The sequence below is a fragment of the Jatrophihabitans sp. genome (genome assembly GCF_035474675.1).
Classification (GTDB): domain Bacteria; phylum Actinomycetota; class Actinomycetes; order Mycobacteriales; family Jatrophihabitantaceae; genus Jatrophihabitans_A.
Genome location: NZ_DATINC010000010.1, coordinates 1 through 20,498 on the forward strand (window position 1 = coordinate 1; position 20,498 = coordinate 20,498).

The window sequence follows — 20,498 nt, forward strand, 5'->3', positions numbered from 1 at the left end:
GCCCGCGAAGCCGCCGTCACCGGGTTCGAGACCCTCGTGGCTCAGCCGGGCTCCTGCGCGGCTGACGTTCAGCACACCGGGCAGCGCCTTGGGGTGGACCTTGCCCTGCAACCGGTCGAAGAGCTGGTCGGGCCAGCGCAGGTTGCTGTTGACCGCGATGCCGTTGCCGTCGCCGAGCGAGTCGCCGAACACGATCACCGAGCCCGCCGCCTTGTCGCGGAGCACGTCGACGCCGGACAGGAAGAACCAGCAGCAGGTGCGCGTGATGGTGAAACCGGAGCCGCTGACGTCATTGGCGAGGTCGGTCGAGCCGACGAAGTTGGTCTGCTGGGACTGGCCGTGGAAGGTGGTCGGGCCGGTCGGGGTCGGGAAGTACACCGTGACCACCAGGTCCTGCTCGTTGCCGACCGCCAGGTCGACCGGGTCGCTGAGCAGCTCGGCACCCTTGTTCATCACCGCCGACGGCTGGCCGCCGAAGCTCAGCTGGTGCAGGGACGCGGCGTCGATGTCGGCCTGGGTTGCGGTGCTCGTGTCGGGCTTGGCCACCGTGGCGTGCCCGACGGTCACCGCCTGGTCGCCGTCCTCGTTGGACAGCTTGATCCGGACCTGGCTGCCGCTGACCGTGGTGTGCACGATCAGCCGGACCGACTGGTTGGTGAACCCGGTGTTGGTCGAACCGGCGGAGTTGCCGTGGGTGACCGCGGCCATCCAGGTACCGGCCCACTGCCGGCCGTGCACGGGTTGCGGCGTGGCCGCCGACGGTGAGCTGGCCGCGGCCAGGCCACCGGATCCGGTGAACAAAAACGCCGACCCGAGCAGAGCCAGCGCACCGGTGACTGCGGTGCCTTTCGCTTTTGACGAAATTCCAGACATTCGAGGTGAACCTCCATACGGCGCAGCGCTCGAACCCCCGGATTGTTGGAACTGTCAGCGGCGCCTGGTCAATGGGAACGAAAGGTAGTACCGCCGAACTTCGGCAGTCAAGGGAGTGTTAAAGAAGTTTTTCCCGTCTTTCGGTCGTAACGGATGGCATTTCTCGTAGAGTGCGAACCACAAACCGGGATTCTGGAGGTGCCGTGCAGCCCCGATCCGGCAACCGGGCCAGTTACGTGCATGGTGCCCTGGAACTCTTCGAGGAGCTGGCCGACCTCGAGGCCATCGTCGGCGGCGGCCGGCGGCTGACGTACCGCCAGCTGCGGCAGGACGTGCTCGACCTCGCCGCTGCGCTGGCCGATCACGGAGTGCGATCGGGCAGCGCGGTCCTGGTGATGATGAGCAATTCCGTCTCGGGACCCGTCCTGCAGTTGGCCCTGCACCTGCTGGGCTGCCGCTCGATGTGGATCGCCTCGGTGACTGCCCGCCGCGAGATAATGCAGTTCGCCGAACTGGCCGCTCCCGACGTGTTCGTCTACGACCCTGCCGCCCCGAACCAGCTCGGAGGCGAGATCAGCGCGGCGCTGCCCGGGATTCCGGTGCTGTGCATGGGCGCAGGCGGCGCCGGCCCGGACCTGACCGCTCCGCGGCCGCCGGGCGCGCCGGCCTGGTCGCTGGACACCCCGACCGCGGAGCCGGAGTCGTTCCTGCAGACCAGCGGCACCACCGGAACGCCCAAGCTGGTGCACCACAAGCACGGCTTCTACGCCCAGATCCTCGAACTGGGACGGCAGTTCCGGGCCGCCGGCTTCCCGGTGCTGCGGCACCTGTCGCACTCGCCGATGTGGCTGGCCAGCGGCCAGATGACCGGCCTGTTCAACCTGTTCACCGGCGGCGTGCTGTTCCTGCGGGAGGACTGGGACCCGGCGGCGTTCCTGCGGGTGGTCGAGGCCGAACGGCTCAACTCGACATTCCTGACCCCGCCGATGCTCTACGAGGTGCTGGACCACCCGGACTGCGAAACAGCCGATTTCTCCAGCATGTTCATGTTCAACGTGGGCGCCGGGCCCGCCTCACCCGCCCGGCTCCGGCAGGCCATCGCGCGGTTCGGGCCGGTGCTGCGCATCGTGTACGGCCTCAGCGAGGCGGTGGTGATCACCGCACTGCCCAACCTGACCGACGACCCCGAGCACCCGGAACGGCTGCGCTCGTGCGGCACGCCCTTCGGCGACGTCCGGATCCAGATCCGCGACACCGCCGAGCTCGCCCGACCGACCGGCACCGAACCACCGGTACCCACCGGGCAGACCGGCGAGGTGTGGGTGCACAGCAGGCTCAGCTTCTCCGGGTACTTCGGCCAGCCCGAGCTCACCGCCGCGACCATCGTCGAGGGCTGGGTACGCACCCGCGACCTCGGCTACCTCGACGACGACGGCTACCTGTACCTGGTGGACCGGGTGCACGACATGATCGTCACCACCCGGCGCAACTGGGCGATCTTCTGCCGCCCGATCGAGGACGCGCTGGCCGAGCATCCCGAGGTACGCGCGGCGGCGGTGATCGGCGTGCCCGACGAGATCGTGGGTGAGGTACCGCACGCCTTCGTGGTGACCACCGAGGGCGCCCGGGTCAACGAGGCGGAGCTGATCGAGCTGGTCGGTGAGACGCTGAACGAGATGTGGGCGCCGCACTCGGTGGAGTTCGTGGCGGCGCTGCCGCGCAACCGCTCGGCGAAGGTGGACAAGCAGGCGCTGCGGGCGGCCTGGGCGGCGCGGGCGAGCCAGCCGGCCGGGGCAGAGCCGGCCGGCGCCGCGAGCGGGCCTGCGTGAGCCCGCGGGCCAGGTATCTCGCCCTGCTCGGCGCGGACATCGGGTCCACGCTGGGCAGCCAGATCTCGCTGGTCGCCATTCCCTGGCTGGTGCTGACCACCACCGGCAGCGCGGCCGACATGGGCCTGGTGGCCGCCACCGAGATGATCCCGTACCTGCTGTCCAGCATGCTGCTCACCCCGGTCGCCGACCGGCTGGGCCTGCGCACCAGCTCGGTGCTCTGCGACCTCGGCAGCGCGCTGGCGGTCGGCTGCATCGCGGCCTTCCATCAGGGCGGGCTGGCGTTGCTGCTGGTGCTGGTGGCCCTCGCCGGCGCGCTGCGCGGCGTCGGGGACCGGGTCAAGCACGTGCTGCTGCGCCCCGCGGGGCAGGCGGCGGGCTACTCGGCGATCCGGATGACCTCCACCTACGAGGGGCTGAGCCGGCTCGCCGCGCTGCTCGGCGCCCCGCTGGGCGGCCTGCTGATCGCGGGGTTCGGCGCCCGCGGCGCGGTGTGGCTGGACGCGGCCTCGTTCGCCGGATGCGCGGTGGTGGTGGCTGTGGTGGTGCGGGCGGCCCAGGCCGGTACCGCCACCCGGCAGGCCCCGGCCGAGCCGTACCTGACCGCCCTGCGGGGCGGCTTCCGGTACCTGCGCGAGGACCGGACGCTGGCCCGGATGGTGCGGGTGGTGTTCGCGCTCAACGTCTTCGCCACCGCGGCGACGGCGGTCTTCATCCCGGTGTGGGCCCGGGACGTGCTGCACTCCCCCCAGGGCCTGGGCCTGGCACTGGGCGCCTATGCCGGCGGCGCCCTGGGCGGCACCCTGCTGTTTACCCTGCTGGCCGACCGGCTGCCGCAGTACCCGGTGTTCGTGATCGGCGGCCTGGTCAGCTGCCTGCCCCGGCTGCTGGTGCTCGCGCTGAGCGACAACCTGCTGGTGGTGGTCGCGGTGAACGTGCTGGCCGGGCTGGGCATCGCCTCGGTGAACCCGATCCTGGGCGCGGCGCTCTACCAGCGGGTGCCGGACGCCCTGCAGACCCGGGTGATCGGCCTGTGCGGAACGGTGTGTTTCACCGGAGTGCCGATCGGCGCGCTGGCCGCCGGCTGGGCGGTCAGCCGGCTCGGGCTGCACACCGCCCTGCTGGCCGCGGTGCTGGTCTGCGTGGCGGTGCTGGCCGGACCGCTGGCGGCCCAGCGGCGGGCCAGGCTCGACCTGTCGGTGAGCCGGGCATGATCGCCGGCGAGCGGGCCGGCCATTCCGGCGAGCGGGCCGGCCATTCCGACGACCGCGCGGCCGAGCTCGCCGATCCGGACTGCCTGGCGGCCGACGAGGCCGGGGCGTTGCTGACCGGCCATCCGTGGCGGCGGCTGGTGGTGCTCGGCGACAGCGTCGCGCACGGCCCGTTCTTCCCGGTGCCGGGCTTCACCCCATTGCGGTGGAGCGATCGGGTGGCCGCCGAGCTGCGGGCGAGCGCGCCGGACCTGGACTACCGCAACCTCGGGGTGGACGGCCTGCTGACCCGCGAGGTGCGGGCCGGGCAGCTGGAGCCGGCCCTGGCGTTCCGGCCGGATCTGGCGCTGGTGGTGTGCGGCGGCAACGACGCGTTCCGTCCGAACTTTGCCGAGCAGGCCGAGGCGGTCGCCGCGGAGCTGACCGCGATGCTGGCCGAGCTGCGCGCGGCCGGGGCGCAGCCGGTCATCATCGGCATCTTCGACGTCTCGCACAGCCCGTTCCTGCCCGACCGGTACCGGCTGTCGCTCCGGCGCCGGCTGGGGTTGCTGGCCGAGCAACTGCGCACCGTCGCCGGCCGCTCGGGCTGCGTGCACGTGGACCTGAGCCGGCATCCCCGCTCGGCCGACCCGGAGCTTTACGCGCCGGACGGCAAGCACGGCAACGCCCGCAGCGACGCCATCGCCGCGGCCGAGGTGGTCCGGGCACTGGGCGCCTGGCGCAAGACTGCGGACAGCCGGAGCGCGCCACTATGACTGGTACGGCGACCGGTCGTCGATCCCGTCAAGTCCGATGTGCGAATTAACGTAGGAGCCGCGCTATATATTCAGGCGGTCGTGACCGGACCAATGGCGATCGCGGCCCTAGTCTGGGGTTTGGCAGGCATCGAGGGCAGGGAGGAGAAGCGGCGCCATGGCCAACCGGGTGAGCGTCGCTCCCGAACTGCTGGTGTGGGCCCGCAAGCGTTCGGGTCGTCAGGTGAGCGACTTCGCCAAACGCTTTCCGAAGCTCGAGCAGTGGGAAAGCGGTGCCCTCGCACCCACGATGCGGCAACTGGAGAACTACGCCAAGGCCACGCATACCCCGATCGGCTTCTTCTTCCTGCATGAGCCGCCTGTCGAAGAGGTGCCGCTACCGGACTTCCGGACGTTCGGTGACGAGCATGTGCTGACGCCGACGCCCGACCTGCTCGACACGGTGTATGCCTGCGAGCTACGTCAGGACTGGTACCGCGACTTCGCCCAGGAGCGAGGTTACGACGAGGTCGGGCTGGTCGGCAGTTTCAGCGTCAGCGACGATCCCGAAGTCGCCGCCGGAACCTTGCGGGACCTCCTCGGCTTCGGGCTGGCTCGTCGAGCCGACTTCAGGACGTGGAGTGATGCGCTGAACGGTCTCCGCGACCACGCGGAAGACGCCGGCGTACTGGTCATGATCAACGGTGTCGTCGGCAGCGATACTCATCGCAAGCTGAATCCGAAGGAATTCCGGGGCTTTGCACTGGCTGACAAGCTGGCGCCGGTGGTGTTCGTCAACGGTGCCGATACCAAAGCAGCGCAAATCTTCACGTTGGCTCACGAACTGGCCCACCTGGCACTAGGTGGCTCGGCCCTGTCGCGTCCTGATCTCGCCGACTTGGACATGGGCTCGGGGGTGGAGGCGTGGTGCAATCGAGCGGCCGCCGAGTTGTTGGTGCCACGAGCCTCGATCGCCCAGGAGTACACCGAAGGGCCCGACCTCACGGCAGAGCTGGACCGGCTGGCGAAGTTGTACAAGGTGAGCACCCTAGTTGTGCTTCGCCGGATCTATGACGCGGGTTTGATGCCCTGGTCGGTGTACCGAAGTGCGTACCAGGACGAGCTCGCACGGGTGCTGGAACTGGCCACCAGCGGCAGTAGCGGCGGGAACTTCTACAACACCGAGCCGATTCGCGTCAGCCGGACCTTCGCCCGGGCGTTGGTGACCGATACGAACGAAGGCAGGACGCTGCACCGGGACGCATTCCGCCTGCTGGGCTTCAAGAAGTTCTCGACGTTCGAGGAACTGAGCCAGCGCCTCGGGGCCGCTTGATGTACTTGCTTGACGCGAACGTACTGATCGACGCCAAGAACCGGTACTTCGCCTTCGACATCGTGCCTGCCTTCTGGGACTGGTTGGCCGCACAGCACTCAGCGGGCAAGGTATTCATCGTTCAGGCGGTGCACGACGAGATCGTCAGCGGCGGAGACGAGTTGGCGAACTGGGTCAAGGCGCAGCCTGCCTCGTTCAGCTTGGCACCCACAGCCGCGGACGCAGCGTCGCTCACTTCAGTGAGCGCGTGGGCTAACGGCAGTGGTTTCAAGGCGGCGGCGGTGTCGGACTTCCTCCAGGCGGCTGATTACTTCATCGTCGCCCAGGCGTTGACGCTCGGCTTTGCAGTGGTGACTCTCGAGAAGCCCGACCCCCTCTCCAAGAAGCGGATCAAGATTCCCGACGCCTGCGCCGCGGTCGGAGTCACCTGGATCACGCCGTTTGAGATGCTGCGAGCCGAAGGTGCGAAGTTCGCCTAGCTAGCCCTCGACCAGGGCGAACCCGTCGACCAGCGCGCCGAAGGCCACGTTCAGCACGGAGCCGCCGCCCGGGAAGCCTATCCGCGTCTCGCCGCCGCACTGCTCGCCGCCGAACTGGTACGGGCCGAAGCAGCACGGCACGCCCTGGGAGACCACCTCTCCGGTAGCCATGTTGACGAAGTCCATCGGCAACAGATCGCCCACGACGAGTTCCTGCAGCAGGAAGGCGCCACCGGCCGCGGCCCGCTCGAGTGCGGCGCGCCACTCCTCCGGGGTGGCGTCCGGGCCGAGCAGCACGTCCCGGCCGTTGGTGCCGTCGCTCGGCTTGAGCACCAGCTCGCTCCGGCGGGCAACCGCGTCGGGCACCTGGTCGGCGGTGAGCAGCGCCGTGGCCGGGATGTGCGCCCGGACCAGGTCGCGGTCGGCCTCGGAAAGCTGCGGCAGGTCCTCCCACAGCCATGCCAGGGTGAGCTTGTTGGTGAGCAGCCAGGTCGTCGCCGAGGTGAAGCACCGCACGGTGCCGGCCCGGACCACCCGTTCCAGGGCATCCACGCCGGGACCGGGCGGTGGGATGTCGGGTACGAACATCCGCAGCACGGTGCGGAACGGCTGGCCGTCCACCAGTAGCCGGTCCTGCTCGTCGGCGTCCAGCCAGTCCAGCCAGTACGGAACGAGCTCGAATCCGGCCAGTGCTGCCCGGTCCCTGACCGGCTTCAGGAAGTTCAGGAACTCGCGCTGGTCGGCCGGGCCGGCGTGGCCGACGCTCCAGTCCGACACCATCACCACCCGGCGGTCCTCGGCCGGCCCCAGCCACCGCGCCACCGTCCGCAGCCGGCCGTCCACCGCCGACGGCGGCCGGTAGATGCCGGCCGCCTCACTGATCCCCTCGGCGCGGTACACCGCGTCGAAGTTGGCCGCCAGGTTGTCCGAGTCGAAGGCGCCGCCCAGCGCCCCGTCGATGTTGAACTCGACGAACTTGGGCACCCCGCCGCTGAACAGCACGTCCGGTCGGCTGGAGACCAGCAGCTCGGAGGTCAGCGGCTCGTCGTCGTCGAGCAGCCGGATCCGGCCGGCGGGCACGCCCAGCGCCCGGCGCAGCTCACCGGCGGTGCCGGCCCGGCGCCGGCAGGCCTCGAGGATCAGCTCGGCGATCCGCACCGACACCTCGTGCAGCGCGGTGAACATCGACGAGGTCATGATCACCGGCCGCAGCGGCCGCCAGGTCTGGTTGTAGCTCGGCACGTTCTGGTGCACTTCGCGCCAGTGCCGCACCCCGCAGGCCACGATCTGCTCGCGCACCGGCTCCGGCAGCGTCTCCCAGCCGGTCTCGGTGCTGCCCCACCGAAAAGTGGTCGATGCGCTCATGACCGCCACAGGGTCGGGCAGTACACCGGGTCGGAGTAGTCGGGGTAGCCCTCGGCGGTCCGCCGGACCAGGCTGTCGTGGTTGTAGCCGGCCAGCGCCCCGGTGGACAGCCCGAACTCCCGGAAGGCGTTGTCGCCGTCCTGCAGGTGCAGCGAGATCGCCCGGCGCGGCCGGCCGCTCAGGTTCGCGCCGCTGCCGTGGTAGGTGCGGCAGTGGTGGAAGCTCATGTGGCCCTTGGGAATCTCCATCGGGATCCTGACCACCTCGGCGCCGTTGTGGGCGGCGTTCTCGGCCAGCATCACGTCCAGCTGGGACTTGTCCCGCTCGGCGAAGTGCCGCACCGTGCTGTCGTCGGTGCCGATCTCCTCCCAGCGGTTGCTGCCGTCGACCATGGTGATGGTGCCCATCTCCACCCCGCAGTCGTGGAACGGGATGAACGCGGTGAGCATCTTCTCCGAGCTGCAGCAGGACCAGTAGTGCTTGTCGAAGTGCCAGGGCACCACGTTGGTCGGCTCGGAGGCCACCGGCGGCTTGTAGATCATGGTGGACTGGAAGATCCGGATCTCCTCGGCCTGGGCGAGCCGGGCGGCAACCGCGCCGACCAGCGGCTTGCGCAGGATCGCGGCGATCGCGTCGCTCTCGTAGTGCACGTAGTCGTTGTGCCGCTGCACCTGCCCGTGCTGGGGTTCCCAGTAGGCGAGCTTGGCCGGCCGGTTGGGCAACCGGCGGTCCCGGGCGCCGTCGTAGTAGTCGTCGCTGGCGGCCACCAGGGCGTCGATCTCGGCGTCGGAGAAGAGCTTGCCGGACAGGTACCAGCCGTGCTCGGCGTAGAAGCGGACGTCGGCGTCGGAGGGCAGCAGCGCCTCCTCCTCGGCGGTGAGGCGGAACTCGGTGCTGGTCGTCGTCATCGTCACACTTCCATGGGTTCGGGGTCGGGATCGGCGGCCATCGGGGTGGGTGCGTGCACCATCTCACGTTCCTTTGCCTCGTACAGGGCGCGGATGTTCCCGCTGCCGAAGGTGCGGGCACCGCGGCGCTCGATGACCTCGAGGAACAGCGTGCGCCGGACGTGGGTGGACTCGGTGAAGATCTGCAGCAGCTGGCCCCAGTGGTCGCGGTCGACCAGGATGCCCAGCCGGGCCAGATCCGCCACCGACGCGTCCACATGGCCGACCCGCTGCTCCAGGGTGCGGTAGTAGGCGTCCGGGGTGGACAGGAAGCGCACCCCGCGGGCGCCGAGGTGGTCCACCGCCGAGACGATGTCGTCGGTGATCAGCGCGATGTGCTGCACCCCGGCCCCGGCGTGCCACTGCAGGAAGTCGTCGATCTGGCCGGGCCGCCGCTCGACGTCCGGCTCGATCAGGGTGAAGGTCACCCCGCCGGACGGGCTCTGCACCACTACCGAGTTCATGCCCTGGCCGGCCACCTCGATGTACTCGGTGAAGATCTCGGCGAAGCCGTAGACCTCCTGGTAGAAGTCCGAAGTGGCCTGCAGCTTGCCGGCCGGCACGCAGATGGCCAGGTGGTCGATCCGGGAGAACATCGGGTGCTCGTTCGGCTCCCGCTCCAGCATCTCGATCGGCCCGGGCAGGAAGCTGTCGCCCTCGCGCTGCACCAGCCGGTGCACCACGTCGCCGAACCCGCCGACGTCGGCGAAGGTTACCGAGGAGGTGCCGTCGGTGAACGAGCGCGGCGGCGACACCGGGGCCGCGCCGCGGCTGACCAGTTCGGCGAAGCACTCCGCCACGTCGTCGACCCGCATCGCCACCACCGCCACGCCGTCGCCGTGCCGCTGGACGTAGCTGACCGCGTTGTGCTCGGCGGCCAGGCCCGAGGTGAGCACCAGCCGCACCTCGCCCTGCGCCATCAGCAGCGAGCGCTGATCCATCAGCCCGGTCTCCGGCCCGCCGCGGCCGGCGGCCTCCAGCCCGAACGCCGAACCGTAGTAGTAGGCAGCCTGCTGGGCGTCACCGACGAACAACTCCAGATGGTCGATATCGAAGATGTTCATGGGGTGTTCTCCTCGCGTGCGTGGTCGTCCTGGGTGCCGGCGACAGCGACGGCTGGGTGGCGGCGTGGGGTGGCGCTGCGGCCGAACAGCAGGGTGACGTTCTGTCCGCCGAAGCCAAAGGAATTCGACATCGCGTACTGCGCTGCAGTCAACAGCGGCCGGTCACAGATGTGGTTCAGTTCGCACTCGGGATCCGGATCGGTCAGGTTGTAGGTGGGCGGCAGGATGTCGCAGTTGAGCGCCATCGCGCTGATCGCGGCCTCCACCACCCCCGAGGTGCCCAGCATGTGCCCGGTCAGCGACTTGGTGGAGCTCACCGCCGGCCGGGCGGTGCCGAACGCCTGACCGATCGCGTGCGACTCGGCGACGTCGCCGAGCTTGGTGGAGGTGCCGTGCGCATTGACGTAGCCGACCTGATCGGGCGCGATCCGGGCGTCGGCGAGCGCGGCGCGCATGCAGGCGGTGGCTCCGGTGCCGGCCGGATCCGGAGCCGTCGGGTGGTAGGCGTCGGTGCTGACGCCGTAGCCGACCAGGTCGGCATAGCCCCGGGCGCCGCGCTCGTCGGCGTGTGCGGCCCGTTCCAGCACCAGCAACGCCGCGCCCTCGGACAGCACGAAGCCGTTGCGGCGCCGGTCGAAGGGCCGGCTGGCCTGGCTCGGGTCGTCCCAGTCCCGGGCTAGCGCCCGGGCGTTGTCGAAGGCCTCGGCGAAGGTCGGGAACAGCGGCGCCTCGCTGGCCCCGCAGATCACCACGTCCGCCTCGCCGGAGCGGATCAGCCGGATCCCGTCGGCGATCGCCTGGGCGCCCGAGGCGCACGCGGTGCCCACCACCGAGGTGTAGCCGCGGATGCCGTGCTCGATGGCGATCCGGGCCGACGGCATGTTCGGCAGGATGCCGGTCAGCAGGTAGGGGCTGACCCCCACCCGGCCGCGCGCCGCGCGGTCGAGCACCTGCGACTCCAGGGTGGACATGCCGCCCACCCCGCCGAGGATCACCGAGACCCGGTCGGGCCGGACGTCCTGCCCGACCACCAGCCCGGCGTCGGCCAGCGCCGCCCGGGCGGTCAGCAGGGCCAGCACGATGGTCCGGTCCAGCGTCTTGCGCTCCGGGCCGGAACCGATGCCGGTCGCGTCGAGGGCGCCCACCATGCCGGCCACCTCGATGGAGCCGGCGACCGGATGGCCCTCCGGTGGCCGGGCCAGGCCCGAGCGTCCGGTGCACACCGCGTCGAACACCTCGGCGATCCCGGTGCCGACCGGGGTCAGCATGCCGATGCCGGTGATCACCACGCCGGGGCGGGTCGCCTCGGCGCTCACCGGACCGGCTCCTGCGCCCGCAGCACGGCCTTGCGCACCTTGCCGGTGGCCCCCTTGGGCACCTGCTCGGCCGGGGTGATCGCGATCCGCCGCACGGTCGCCGCGGTGGCCGGGTCCAGGGCGGCGCGCACCGCCGCGCTGAGCTGGTCCAGGTCGGCGTTCGCGGCCGGGTCCACGTCCAGCAGCACGTCCGAGACGACGCCGTCCTCGGTTCGCCTGATCACCACGGTGCAGTCGGCCACCTGCGGGCAGGCGGCCTGGATGCGCTCCTCGGCCAGCGCCGTGTAGTACCGGGTGCCGTCCGGGCCGGTCACCGAGTCGGCCGCCCGGTCCAGGTGGAAGAACCGCCCGTCGGCGTCCCGGCGTACCAGGTCCCCGGTCAGGTAGTAGCCGTTGCGGCGGGCCCGGTAACTGGTCAGCGAGTCGTTCCAGTACCCCGGCGACAGCGAGGGCGACCGGATGCCTAGGTGGCCCACCTCGCCGTCGGCGACCGGCTCGCCGTCGTCGTCGAGCACCGCCGCCTCGACGAAGCGGTACGGCTGCCCGATGCACCGGTCGTAGCTGTCGGTGTCGGCGCGGTGGGTGATGTGGAACATCGAGTGGCCCATCTCGCTGGAGCCCAGGCCGTCGATGAAGCTGGAGCCGGCGCGGCGCACCACGCCCTGCCGGGTCATCTCCTCGTGCGAGCCCACCGCCACCAGGTGCCGGACGTGCGGCTCATGGGTGCAGTCGCCGGTGTTGAACCACAGCCGGACGCAGTCCAGGTCGTAGCCGGCCAGGTCCAGCCGGGCCAGCTCGGCCCAGGTCACCGAGAAGCCGAAGACCCCCTCGGGACGCCAGCGCTCGATCGCCGCCAGCACCCGGGCGCCCTGCTGGGACGACAGCGCCAGGAAACCGGCCCGGTTGGCCAGCGCCTGGTTGACCATCAGCACGGTGGCGGTGTGCGCGGCCGGCAGCGCGTTGAGGATCCGCCGGGTGCCCTGGGCCTGCGGCATGCTCAGCAGGTGGCGGGTGGCGGCGAACAGGCTGGCGTGGGTGTGCAGCACCGCCTTGGGCATGCCGGTGGTGCCCGAGGTGTGGGTCAGCACCACCGGGTCGTCGCGATGGTGCCGGTACGGCGCGGGGGCGGCGTCCGGGTCGGCCTCCCCTAGTTCGACGACGGCGTCCGGGACGGCCTCGCCCAGGTCGTGGCCGGCCAGCTGGGCCAGCCGGTCGGCGTCGGCGAACACCGCGCGGGCCCGCAGGCCGCGGACGTAGGCCGCCACCGTGGCCGCCGGCAGGTTGCCGTTCACCAGCGCGGGGATCGCTCCCAGCCGGTTGGCCGCCAGGAAGGACAGGATCTGGTCGGCCGCCGTCGCCGACCAGATCGCCACCGGATCCCGCGGGCCGAATCCCCGGGCGTGCAGCGCCGCGGCCCGGGCGGCGACCCGCTCGTCGAGCTGGCCGAGGGTGAGCGGGTGCTCCGCGGGGTGCTGCTCGACCGCGGTGTCGAAGCTCAGCCCCGGCCCGTCTGGGTCAGCACCCAGATCCAGCAGCCGCTGCAGGACGTTGCCGGCGCCGATCAGCGGATCGGCGGCGAGCGCACCGCGGCTGGGCACCTTCACGAGGCGGCCCTGCCGGCCAGCAGCAGCGCGTGCGCCCGGTCAACCGAGTCCGGCACCGCCGGGTCGGCCTGCTCGGCCAGGATCAGCAGCACCTCGTCGGCGTCGCCGTCCTCGAGCAGCAGCTCCGCCTCGGCCAGCCCGTCGGCCAGCGGGTCGCCCACCGGGCTGATGCCGACCACCGGGCCACCCAGGCCCCAGCGGGCGGTCAACTGGCCCACCACGCTGTTGGGTGCGATCTGGAAGAAGAACAGCGGGCCCAGCCGGCGGCCGGCGGCGACCTTGTCGCGCACGTGCCCGGCGCTGACCACGTCGTTGCCGGCGGTCACCAGCAGCACCGCGGTGCGCTCCCGGGACGCCGTCGCGGCCTGCTCGCCGTAGTGGCCGCCCAGGCAGCCCTCGGCGGCCGCGGCGACCAGCGGGCTGAAGGAGGACAGCACGTAGCCGGGCAGCACCGGCAGTTCGCGCGCCGGCTGCTCGGGCCAGCGGTACTCGCTCAGCACGGCCAGTCGGTCGGAGGAGATGGCGGTCATGTCGCCTGCACCAGCAGGGCGGTGTTCGCGCCCCCGAAGGCCGAGTTCAGGCTGAGCGCGTAGGGGCTGGCCACCGGCCGGGGCGAGCCCGCGATGACGTCCAGCGGGCAGGACGGGTCCGGGCCGAGGTAGCCGGCGTTGACCGGCAGCTTGCCGGCCTGCAGCGACAGCACCGTGATCACCAGCTCCAGCAGGCCGGAGGCCTCCAGCGCGTGGCCGTGCACCGCCTTGGTCGAGCTGACCGGGATCCGGTCCGCCGCGGCGCCGAGCGCGGTGCGCAGCGCGGCGGCCTCGGCGGCGTCGCTGAGCTGGGTGCCGGTGGCGTTGGCGTTGATGTAGCCGAGCGCGTCCGGTGCCACGCCGGCCCGCCGCAGCGCCGCCTCGACGGCCCGCGCAAGCCCGCCGCCGTCCGGGGCCGGCTGGCACGGGTGGTAGGCGTCGCCGGCCCGGCCCCAGCCCACCAGCCGGGTCGCCGGCCGGCGGCCACGGGCGGCGGCCGCCGCCTCGGACTCCAGCAGCACCGCGGCGACCGCGTCGCCGAGCAGCAGCCCGGTCCGGCCGGCGCTGAACGGCCGGACTGCCCCGTCGGTGGCCAGCGCCTGGCCGGCGTCGAACAGGGCGAACTGGTCGGACTCCACCAGGTAGCCGGCGGCCACCAGCACCCGCTCGGCACCGCGCCGAATCAGCAGCGCGGCGTCGGCGACGGCGGTGCTGGCCGACACGCAGGCCCCGATGTAGACCCGGCCGGCACCGGCCAGGCCGGCTCGCTCGGCGAGCCGCACCGCCTCCGCGCCGGCACCCGGATGGCCGTGCACAGCGAGCAGCAGCGGGGTGGCGGCCCGCTGGCCGGCGGTCAGCCCGGCGTCCTGGCAGGCTTGCTCGACCACCCCGGCGAGCTCGTCGGAGAGGCTGCCGGCCCGGTCCAGGGTGGCGGCGAGGCCGACCCGGCGGCCGCTGACGTCGAAGCGCCGGACCGGCCCGAACGCGGCGGTGCCGGACAGCGCGGCAGCCAGCTGCGGCTCGCTGCCGCGGCCGAGCGCGCTGAGCACCGCGAGGCCGGTGATGCCGACCGGCAGGACCTCAGCCATGGCTGCTCCGGACCGACTCCCCCAGCAGCTGCACCGCGTCGGTGATGGTGCGCAGCCGGGCCAGCTGCTCGTCGTCGAGGTCGAGCTCGATGCCGTAGCGCTGCTCGACCTGGTGCACCAGCCAGGCGACCTCCATCGAGCTCAGCCGCTCCAGCGTCGAATCCGGGCCACGGGTGCCCAGCGGGGTCAGCATGGCGAGCACGTCGTCCCGGTCCAGGTTCGGAGTGTCCGGCATCAGCCCTGCTTGCTGCCGGCCGTCTGGGAGACCCGCTCGGCCACCGCGGCGGTGAACTCACCGACGGTCATCAGGGCCAGTGCCTCGGACTCCTCGGCGCGGAACCGGAAGTGGTAGTGGTCCTCGGTACGCATCAACAGGTCGGCCAGGGCGAGCGATTCCAGGTCCAAGCCGGACGGGCCCAGCGTGGTGTCGTCGTCGAGCCCTTCGACGTCGTAGTTCATGTCGATCAACGAGGCGACGACGAAAGCGCGGACCTCATTCTGCATTGGGTACCTTCTTTCCGTGGGCTGGCATGGAGATTCCGGAACGGGCACTGTGCACGCCTGGGTGGTGGCCTGTCCGCACCGGTCGCGGGCCGAGGCCCGCCGGCTGCTGGTCGAGGCCGGTGCCCGGCTGCTGGAGGTCGAGGTCAGGCAGGTCGTGGTCAGCCGGGAGCCGACCGGCCAGCCGGTCGTACGGACCGCCGGCGGTTCTGGCGCGCGCGTCTGGGTCAGCCTCAGCTACGGTCCCGGCCTGCTCGCGGTGGCCGCGAGCCTGGCCGGCCCGGTCGGCATCGACCTGGAGGGCGAAACCCGGCCGGAGATCAGCCGGCTGGCCAAGCGCTGGTTCGACCCGGTCGAGGCCGACTGGTTGCGGGAGCGGCCGGCGGCCGACCGGCCGCGGGACTTCCTGCTGCTGTGGACGGCGAAGGAGGCGCTCGGCAAGGCGCTGGGCGTCGGGTTGCGGGATGCCGGGCTGCGCCGCCGGGTGCCGCTGCCACCGGTTGCCGACGGCAGCTTCCACCCGGTCCCGGACGGCCTGTGGCTTGCCCACCCGGCACCGCACCCGGGCTGGGTGCTGGCGGTCGCCTCCGGGGTGCCGGTCTCGGCGCTGGTCGTGCAGGACGAGGGCGATCATGTCGTGCCCGCCCGGAGCACGGCGCGGTCGCGAACCAGCTTGCCGGTGGTGGTGCGCGGGAACTGATCGAAGACCTGGTACAGCTGCGGCCGCTTGTAGCCGGCCAGCAGGGTGGCCAGCCGGGCCTCGATGTCTTCCACCCGGCAGTCCGGCTGCAGTTGCAGGTAGGCCACGATCACCTCGTCGAACAGCACCACGGCCGCCGTCACGCCGGGCAGCGCGCCGATGGTGCTCTCCACCTCGGCCAGATCCACCTGCAGGCCGCCGATGGTGACCTGGGAGTCCAGCCGGCCCAGGATGGTGACCAGGCCGGTGTCGGGGTCCACCCGGCCGGCGTCCCGGGTGCGTAGCCAGCCGTCGGACCACCGGTCCGGCACCGCCGGACCGAGGTAGGGCGAGGCCTCGCGCGCGATCTGCAGCTCGCCGTCCACCGCCCGCACGGTGATGCCCGGCGCCGGGCGCACCGCGGGCCGGTGGCTGCCGTCGAGGTCGGTGCCGATCACCCCGACCTCGGTCATGCCGTACATGTTGCCCAGCGGCACGCCGAACCGGTCGGCGAACCGGGCCGCGGTGGCCGCCGGCACCAGCTCGCCGCCGGTGGTCATCCGGCGCAGCTGCGCCGGCCGGCGCTCAGGCGCGGTGGCGCTCAGCAGGTTGATGTGGAACGGCACCCCCAGCACGGTGGCCGGCGTCGCGGTGCTCTCGATCGCGTCCAGGATGCTGTCGCCGGTCAGCCGCTGCGGCGGGACCAGCTCGACGCCGGCGTGCAGCCCGTACAGCAGCCCGCCGACCAGCCCCAGCACGTGCACCATCGACGGCAGCAGGATGATCCGCTCGCCGGGCGAGGCGACCCCGTCGATCTGGGTGTAGCGGCGGATCTCGGCGATCAGGTCCGCAGCCGTCCGGCCGATCACCTTGGACGGCCCGGTGGAGCCGGAGCTCAGCTGGATGACCGCGTGCTCGCTGGGAGCCGGCTGCGCGCCGTGCGAGCTGATGGTGTCCTCGACGTCGAAGAAGACCCGCAGGCCGCCGGCCACCCGTTGCGGGGAGACGATCACCTGCGGCAGCAGCCGCTGCCGGGCCTGCTCCACCTCGTGGTCGGTGAGCCGGTAGTCGAGCAGGATCGCCTGGGCGCCCAGCTGCCAGACCGCCAGCAGGTTGGCCACGTAGGCCATCGAGGGCGGCAGCCGCAGCGCCGCGGCACCGCCCGGCCGCAGCCCCGCGGCGGTCAGCCGCTCCCGCCGGTCGGCCACCAGCCGGCGCAACTGGTCGCGGGTGATCGGATCGGGAACGCGGAAGCACACCGCGGAGTCGGGGCCGGCCAGCAGCACCTCGTCGACCCAGCCGGCATCGGTTGCCCACGTCGCATCCGCCCGTTGCTCCATGGTCATTGCGCAAACTCCATAAACTTCGCTGGCTGACTACGGCGGGTGACTGAATTGCAGAAGATAAACGAGTGGTAACTCACCGGCTGGGGAGGATTGCCGCAGACCTTACGCGCTTCGCACCTTGCTGTCATTGGGCTTTGAATAACCGTCCCATCCCGTTTACAAAGGCTTCGTCCAGCGCGCCGGACAGGCCGCCCGGCTTGACTGCAACTAGCCTTGGAAGCTGTCCGGCCAGGGTGAAATACCACCCGGTTCCGGCCATTCTTGTGCAGGGGGCTGAGATGGCACTGGGGCTGCCCGACGGCGTGCTGGCCTGCCTGTTCGACCTCGACGGGGTGCTCACCGACACCGCGGCGGTGCACGCGGTGGCCTGGCAGCACACCTTCGACGAATTCCTGCGGGCCCGCGACGGCGCGAGCTTCCGGCCGTTCGAACACACCGACTACGAGCGCTACGTGGACGGCAAGCCGCGCGAGGACGGCGTGCGCGACTTCCTGGCCTCCCGCGGCATCACCCTGCCCGAGGGCAGCCCGGACGACCCACCGACCGCCTCGACCGTGCACGGGGTGGGCAACCGCAAGAACGCCGAGCTGACCCGCCGGATCGCCGAGGACGGGGTGGCGGTCTTCCCCGGCTCCCGGCGCTACCTGGAGGCCGCCGAGCGGGCCGGGCTGCGCCGCATCGTGGTCTCCTCCAGCGCCAACACCGAGCTGGTGCTGCGCACCACCGGGCTGGACCGCTTCGTCGAGGGCCGGATCGACGGCGTCACGCTGGTGCAGCGGCAGCTGGCCGGCAAGCCCAGCCCGGACTCGTTCCTGGCCGGGGCGGAGCTCGCCGGGGTGCTGCCGGCCCAGGCGGCGGTGTTCGAAGACGCGCTGGCCGGGGTGGCGGCCGGCCGGGCCGGCCGGTTCGGCTACGTGGTGGGCGTGGACCGGGTCGGGCAGGCCGACGAGCTGCGCGAGCACGGCGCCGACGTGGTGGTGCGCGACCTGGCCGAGCTGCTGGCCGGCGAACCGGCTGGCGGCGAACCGGCTGGCGGCGAACCGGCTGGCGGCGAACCGGCGGGGGGCGGCCGGTGATCACCGACGCCCGGTTCCCGATCGAGCCCTGGCAGGTGCGGGAGCTGCGGCTCGACCTGGAGATGCTGGCCCAGAGCGAGTCGGTGTTCGCGCTGTCCAACGGCCACATCGGGGTGCGCGGCACCCTCGACGAGGGTGACCCGAGCGGGCTGCCGGGCACCTACCTCAACTCCTTCTACGAAGCCCGGCCGCTGCCCTACGCCGAAGCCGGCTACGGCTACCCCGAGTCCGGCCAGACGGTGGTCAACGTCACCGACGGCAAGCTGATCCGGCTGCTGGTCGACGACGAGCCCTTCGACATGCGCTACGGCACCCCGGTGCGGCACGAGCGGGTGCTGGACCTGCGCACCGGCACCCTGCGCCGGTCCGTCGAGTGGATCTCGCCGGCCGGTACCCGGATCCGGGTGCGCTCCGAGCGGCTGGTCTCCTTCACCCAGCGCGCCATTCTGGCGATCCGCTACCAGGTCGAGGCGCTCGACGCCCCGGTCCGGGTGGTGGTGCAGTCGGAGCTGGTGGCCAACGAGGAGCTGCCCAAGCAGTCCGGCGACCCCCGGGTGGCCGCGGTGCTGGAACGCCCGCTGGAGGCGGTCGAGCACAGCTCCAGCGGCAACCGGTCCGCGCTGCTGCACCGCACCCGGGTCTCGCAGCTGCGGATGGCCGCCGCCGTCGACCACGTCCTGGACAGCGATACCGAGCTCGACTCGCACACCTACGTCCAGCCCGACTGGTCGCGCACCACCGTCGGCGCGCGGCTGGCGGCCGGCCAGACGCTGACGGTCACCAAGTTCGTCGCCTACGGCTGGTCCAGCCAGCGCAGCATCCCGGCGCTGCGCGACCAGGTCGACGCCGCGCTGTCGGCGGCGCTGCACACCGGCTGGGACGAGCTGCTGGCCGAGCAGCGCCGCTACGTCGATGACTTCTGGGACGGTGCCGACGTCGAGCTGGACGGCGACGACGCGGTGCAGCAGGCCGTCCGGTTCGGGCTGTTCCACGTGCTGCAGGCCGGCGCCCGGGCCGAGCAGCGCGCCATTCCGGCCAAGGGGCTGACCGGACCCGGCTACGACGGCCACGCCTTCTGGGACACCGAGAGCTTCGTGTTGCCGGTGCTGACCGCGACCGCCCCGAAGGCCGCGGCCGACGCGCTGCGCTGGCGGCACTCGACGCTGGACCTGGCGCTGGAGCGGGCCCGGGTCCTGCAACTGGCCGGCGCCGCCTTCCCCTGGCGCACCATCCGCGGGCAGGAGACCAGCGCGTACTGGCCGGCCGGCACCGCGGCCTTCCACATCAACGCCGACATCGCGCTGGCGGCCGTCCGGTACGTGCAGTGGACCGGCGATGAGGACTTCGAGGCCGGCTGCGCGCTGCCGTTGCTGGTCCAGACCGCCCGGCTCTGGCACTCGCTGGGCTACGCCGGCACCGACGGCCGGTTCCACCTCGACGGGGTGACCGGGCCGGACGAGTACTCCGCGATCGTGGACGACAACACCTACACCAACCTGATGGCGGCCCGGAACCTCAGCTACGCCGCCGACGCCGCCCGGCGCTGGCCGGACCAGGCCGGCGAGCTCGGGGTGGACGAGCGGGAGATCGAGGCCTGGCAGGCGGCCGCGGACACCATGGCGGTCCCTTACGACGCCGAGCGCGGCATCCCGGAACAAGACCGCGGCTACCACCGGCACGAGGTCTGGGACTTCGCGGCCAGTGCCGCCTCCGAGGGCTACCCGCTGCTGCTGCGCTCGCCGTACTTCCAGATCTACCGCAAGCAGGTGGTCAAGCAGGCCGACCTGGTGCTGGCCCTGCACTGGTGCGGCGACTCCTTCAGCCTGGAGGAGAAGGCCGGCGCGTTCGGCTACTACGAGCAGATCACCGTCCGGGACTCCTCGCTGTCGGCATGCTCGCAGGCCGTGATCGCCGCCGAGGTGGGACACCTGGACCTGGCGCACGCCTACCTCGGCGAGGCCGCCCTGATGGACCTGCGCGACCTGGAGCACAACACCCGCGACGGGGTGCACGTCGCATCGCTGGCCGGGGCCTGGATCGCGCTGGTCTGCGGGTTCGGCGGGATGCGCGACCACGGCGGCCGGCTCAGCTTCGCTCCGCGGCTGCCGGCGGCGATCTCCCGGCTGTCCTTCGCGGTGCGCTGGCGCGGCTGCAAGGTCCGGGTCGAGGTGCACGCCGACCGGGTCCGCTACGCCGTGGTGGACGGCAGCCACGGCGCGCTGAGCTTCGACCACCACGGCTCGCAGCTGAGCTTGGACGTCGGCGCGCAGGTCGAGCTGCCGATCCCGCCGCTCGCGGTGGACAGCCCCACCCCGAGCCAGCCGGCCGGCCGGGCACCGGGAGAGGCGTTCCGGATCGAGCGCTGAGCCCGGGCTCCCTCAGCGACCGGTCGGTTCGGCACCAGCCGACTACGCCGGGCGGGTTTATCCGGAGCGGTCGCGTTGGTACGGCCGGCACGGCTGAGGTTACGGTGGGGATCCGGTCAGCAGCGACCCGGTGCCGCCGCTCTCCCCCGCCCCGGTT

The 20,498-nt window shown here is 71.9% G+C and carries 18 protein-coding genes and 1 pseudogene; 8 read left to right on the forward strand and 11 right to left on the reverse strand.

Annotated elements, in window-relative coordinates; translation table 11 throughout:
• A pseudogene (locus tag VLJ82_RS00470) lies at nt 1–801 on the reverse strand (SGNH/GDSL hydrolase family protein); the annotation flags it as partial.
• A 275-nt stretch (nt 802–1,076) separates the two neighbouring features.
• Between VLJ82_RS00470 and VLJ82_RS00475 the strand changes: the two are divergent.
• The 5 genes from VLJ82_RS00475 (at nt 1,077) to VLJ82_RS00495 (ending at nt 6,459) form a co-directional block, all read left to right on the forward strand.
• Nucleotides 1,077–2,702 carry a class I adenylate-forming enzyme family protein gene (locus tag VLJ82_RS00475; RefSeq protein WP_408661352.1) on the forward strand — a complete coding sequence of 542 codons (1,626 nt, stop codon included), beginning with the start codon at nt 1,077–1,079 and terminating at the stop codon, nt 2,700–2,702.
• Nucleotides 2,699–3,916 (forward strand): MFS transporter, encoded by a 1,218-nt coding sequence (locus VLJ82_RS00480; protein ID WP_408661353.1) that lies wholly within the window; start codon nt 2,699–2,701, stop codon nt 3,914–3,916. Before VLJ82_RS00475 ends, VLJ82_RS00480 begins: the two co-directional genes overlap by 4 nt.
• A complete protein-coding gene (locus VLJ82_RS00485) occupies nt 3,913–4,668 on the forward strand; it encodes an SGNH/GDSL hydrolase family protein (RefSeq protein ID WP_408661354.1) in 756 nt (251 codons plus the stop codon). Before VLJ82_RS00480 ends, VLJ82_RS00485 begins: the two co-directional genes overlap by 4 nt.
• Before the next feature lie 157 nt (nt 4,669–4,825).
• Nucleotides 4,826–5,980: an ImmA/IrrE family metallo-endopeptidase gene (locus VLJ82_RS00490; protein WP_408661355.1), complete on the forward strand. Its 1,155-nt coding sequence runs from the start codon at nt 4,826–4,828 to the stop codon at nt 5,978–5,980.
• Nucleotides 5,980–6,459: a DUF4411 family protein gene (locus VLJ82_RS00495; RefSeq protein ID WP_408661356.1), complete on the forward strand. Its 480-nt coding sequence runs from the start codon at nt 5,980–5,982 to the stop codon at nt 6,457–6,459. The genes VLJ82_RS00490 and VLJ82_RS00495 overlap by 1 nt, the downstream gene beginning before the upstream one ends.
• On the opposite strand, the gene VLJ82_RS00500 is transcribed toward VLJ82_RS00495, so the two are convergent.
• The 9 genes from VLJ82_RS00500 to VLJ82_RS00540 are packed head-to-tail and all read right to left on the reverse strand — an operon-like array spanning nt 6,460 to nt 14,877.
• Complete coding sequence (locus VLJ82_RS00500) at nt 6,460–7,824, reverse strand: hypothetical protein (RefSeq protein WP_408661357.1); 1,365 nt, start codon at nt 7,822–7,824, stop codon at nt 6,460–6,462. It abuts the gene before it with no gap.
• Complete coding sequence (locus VLJ82_RS00505; RefSeq protein ID WP_408661358.1) at nt 7,821–8,732, reverse strand: phytanoyl-CoA dioxygenase family protein; 912 nt, start codon at nt 8,730–8,732, stop codon at nt 7,821–7,823. The genes VLJ82_RS00500 and VLJ82_RS00505 overlap by 4 nt, the downstream gene beginning before the upstream one ends.
• Nucleotides 8,733–8,734: 2 nt before the next feature.
• Nucleotides 8,735–9,835, reverse strand: coding sequence for a 4-hydroxyphenylpyruvate dioxygenase (gene hppD, locus VLJ82_RS00510; protein WP_408661359.1), 1,101 nt, complete (start codon nt 9,833–9,835; stop codon nt 8,735–8,737).
• A complete protein-coding gene (locus VLJ82_RS00515; RefSeq protein WP_408661360.1) occupies nt 9,832–11,151 on the reverse strand; it encodes a beta-ketoacyl-[acyl-carrier-protein] synthase family protein in 1,320 nt (439 codons plus the stop codon). The genes hppD and VLJ82_RS00515 overlap by 4 nt, the downstream gene beginning before the upstream one ends.
• Nucleotides 11,148–12,755 carry a class I adenylate-forming enzyme family protein gene (locus tag VLJ82_RS00520; protein WP_408661361.1) on the reverse strand — a complete coding sequence of 536 codons (1,608 nt, stop codon included), beginning with the start codon at nt 12,753–12,755 and terminating at the stop codon, nt 11,148–11,150. The genes VLJ82_RS00515 and VLJ82_RS00520 overlap by 4 nt, the downstream gene beginning before the upstream one ends.
• Nucleotides 12,752–13,285 (reverse strand): beta-ketoacyl synthase chain length factor, encoded by a 534-nt coding sequence (locus VLJ82_RS00525; protein WP_408661362.1) that lies wholly within the window; start codon nt 13,283–13,285, stop codon nt 12,752–12,754. The genes VLJ82_RS00520 and VLJ82_RS00525 overlap by 4 nt, the downstream gene beginning before the upstream one ends.
• Complete coding sequence (locus tag VLJ82_RS00530; RefSeq protein ID WP_408661363.1) at nt 13,282–14,373, reverse strand: beta-ketoacyl-[acyl-carrier-protein] synthase family protein; 1,092 nt, start codon at nt 14,371–14,373, stop codon at nt 13,282–13,284. Before VLJ82_RS00530 ends, VLJ82_RS00525 begins: the two co-directional genes overlap by 4 nt.
• Nucleotides 14,366–14,608, reverse strand: a complete 243-nt coding sequence (locus VLJ82_RS00535) for a hypothetical protein (protein ID WP_408661364.1) — start codon at nt 14,606–14,608, stop codon at nt 14,366–14,368. The genes VLJ82_RS00530 and VLJ82_RS00535 overlap by 8 nt, the downstream gene beginning before the upstream one ends.
• Complete coding sequence (locus VLJ82_RS00540) at nt 14,608–14,877, reverse strand: acyl carrier protein (RefSeq protein ID WP_408661365.1); 270 nt, start codon at nt 14,875–14,877, stop codon at nt 14,608–14,610. The genes VLJ82_RS00535 and VLJ82_RS00540 overlap by 1 nt, the downstream gene beginning before the upstream one ends.
• Nucleotides 14,878–14,893: 16 nt before the next feature.
• On the opposite strand from VLJ82_RS00540, the gene VLJ82_RS00545 reads away from it, so the two are divergent.
• Nucleotides 14,894–15,574, forward strand: coding sequence for a 4'-phosphopantetheinyl transferase family protein (locus VLJ82_RS00545; RefSeq protein ID WP_408661366.1), 681 nt, complete (start codon nt 14,894–14,896; stop codon nt 15,572–15,574).
• On the opposite strand, the gene VLJ82_RS00550 is transcribed toward VLJ82_RS00545, so the two are convergent.
• Nucleotides 15,505–16,899: a class I adenylate-forming enzyme family protein gene (locus tag VLJ82_RS00550; RefSeq protein ID WP_408661367.1), complete on the reverse strand. Its 1,395-nt coding sequence runs from the start codon at nt 16,897–16,899 to the stop codon at nt 15,505–15,507. The genes VLJ82_RS00545 and VLJ82_RS00550 overlap by 70 nt on opposite strands.
• Nucleotides 16,900–17,177: 278 nt before the next feature.
• On the opposite strand from VLJ82_RS00550, the gene VLJ82_RS00555 reads away from it, so the two are divergent.
• Together VLJ82_RS00555 and VLJ82_RS00560 are read left to right on the forward strand one after the other, a co-directional pair.
• Nucleotides 17,178–17,975 (forward strand): beta-phosphoglucomutase family hydrolase, encoded by a 798-nt coding sequence (locus VLJ82_RS00555; RefSeq protein WP_408661368.1) that lies wholly within the window; start codon nt 17,178–17,180, stop codon nt 17,973–17,975.
• On the forward strand, nt 17,972–20,341 hold the full coding sequence (locus tag VLJ82_RS00560) for a glycoside hydrolase family 65 protein (RefSeq protein ID WP_408661369.1): 2,370 nt from the start codon (nt 17,972–17,974) through the stop codon (nt 20,339–20,341). Before VLJ82_RS00555 ends, VLJ82_RS00560 begins: the two co-directional genes overlap by 4 nt.
• Nucleotides 20,342–20,498 lie beyond the last annotated feature (157 nt).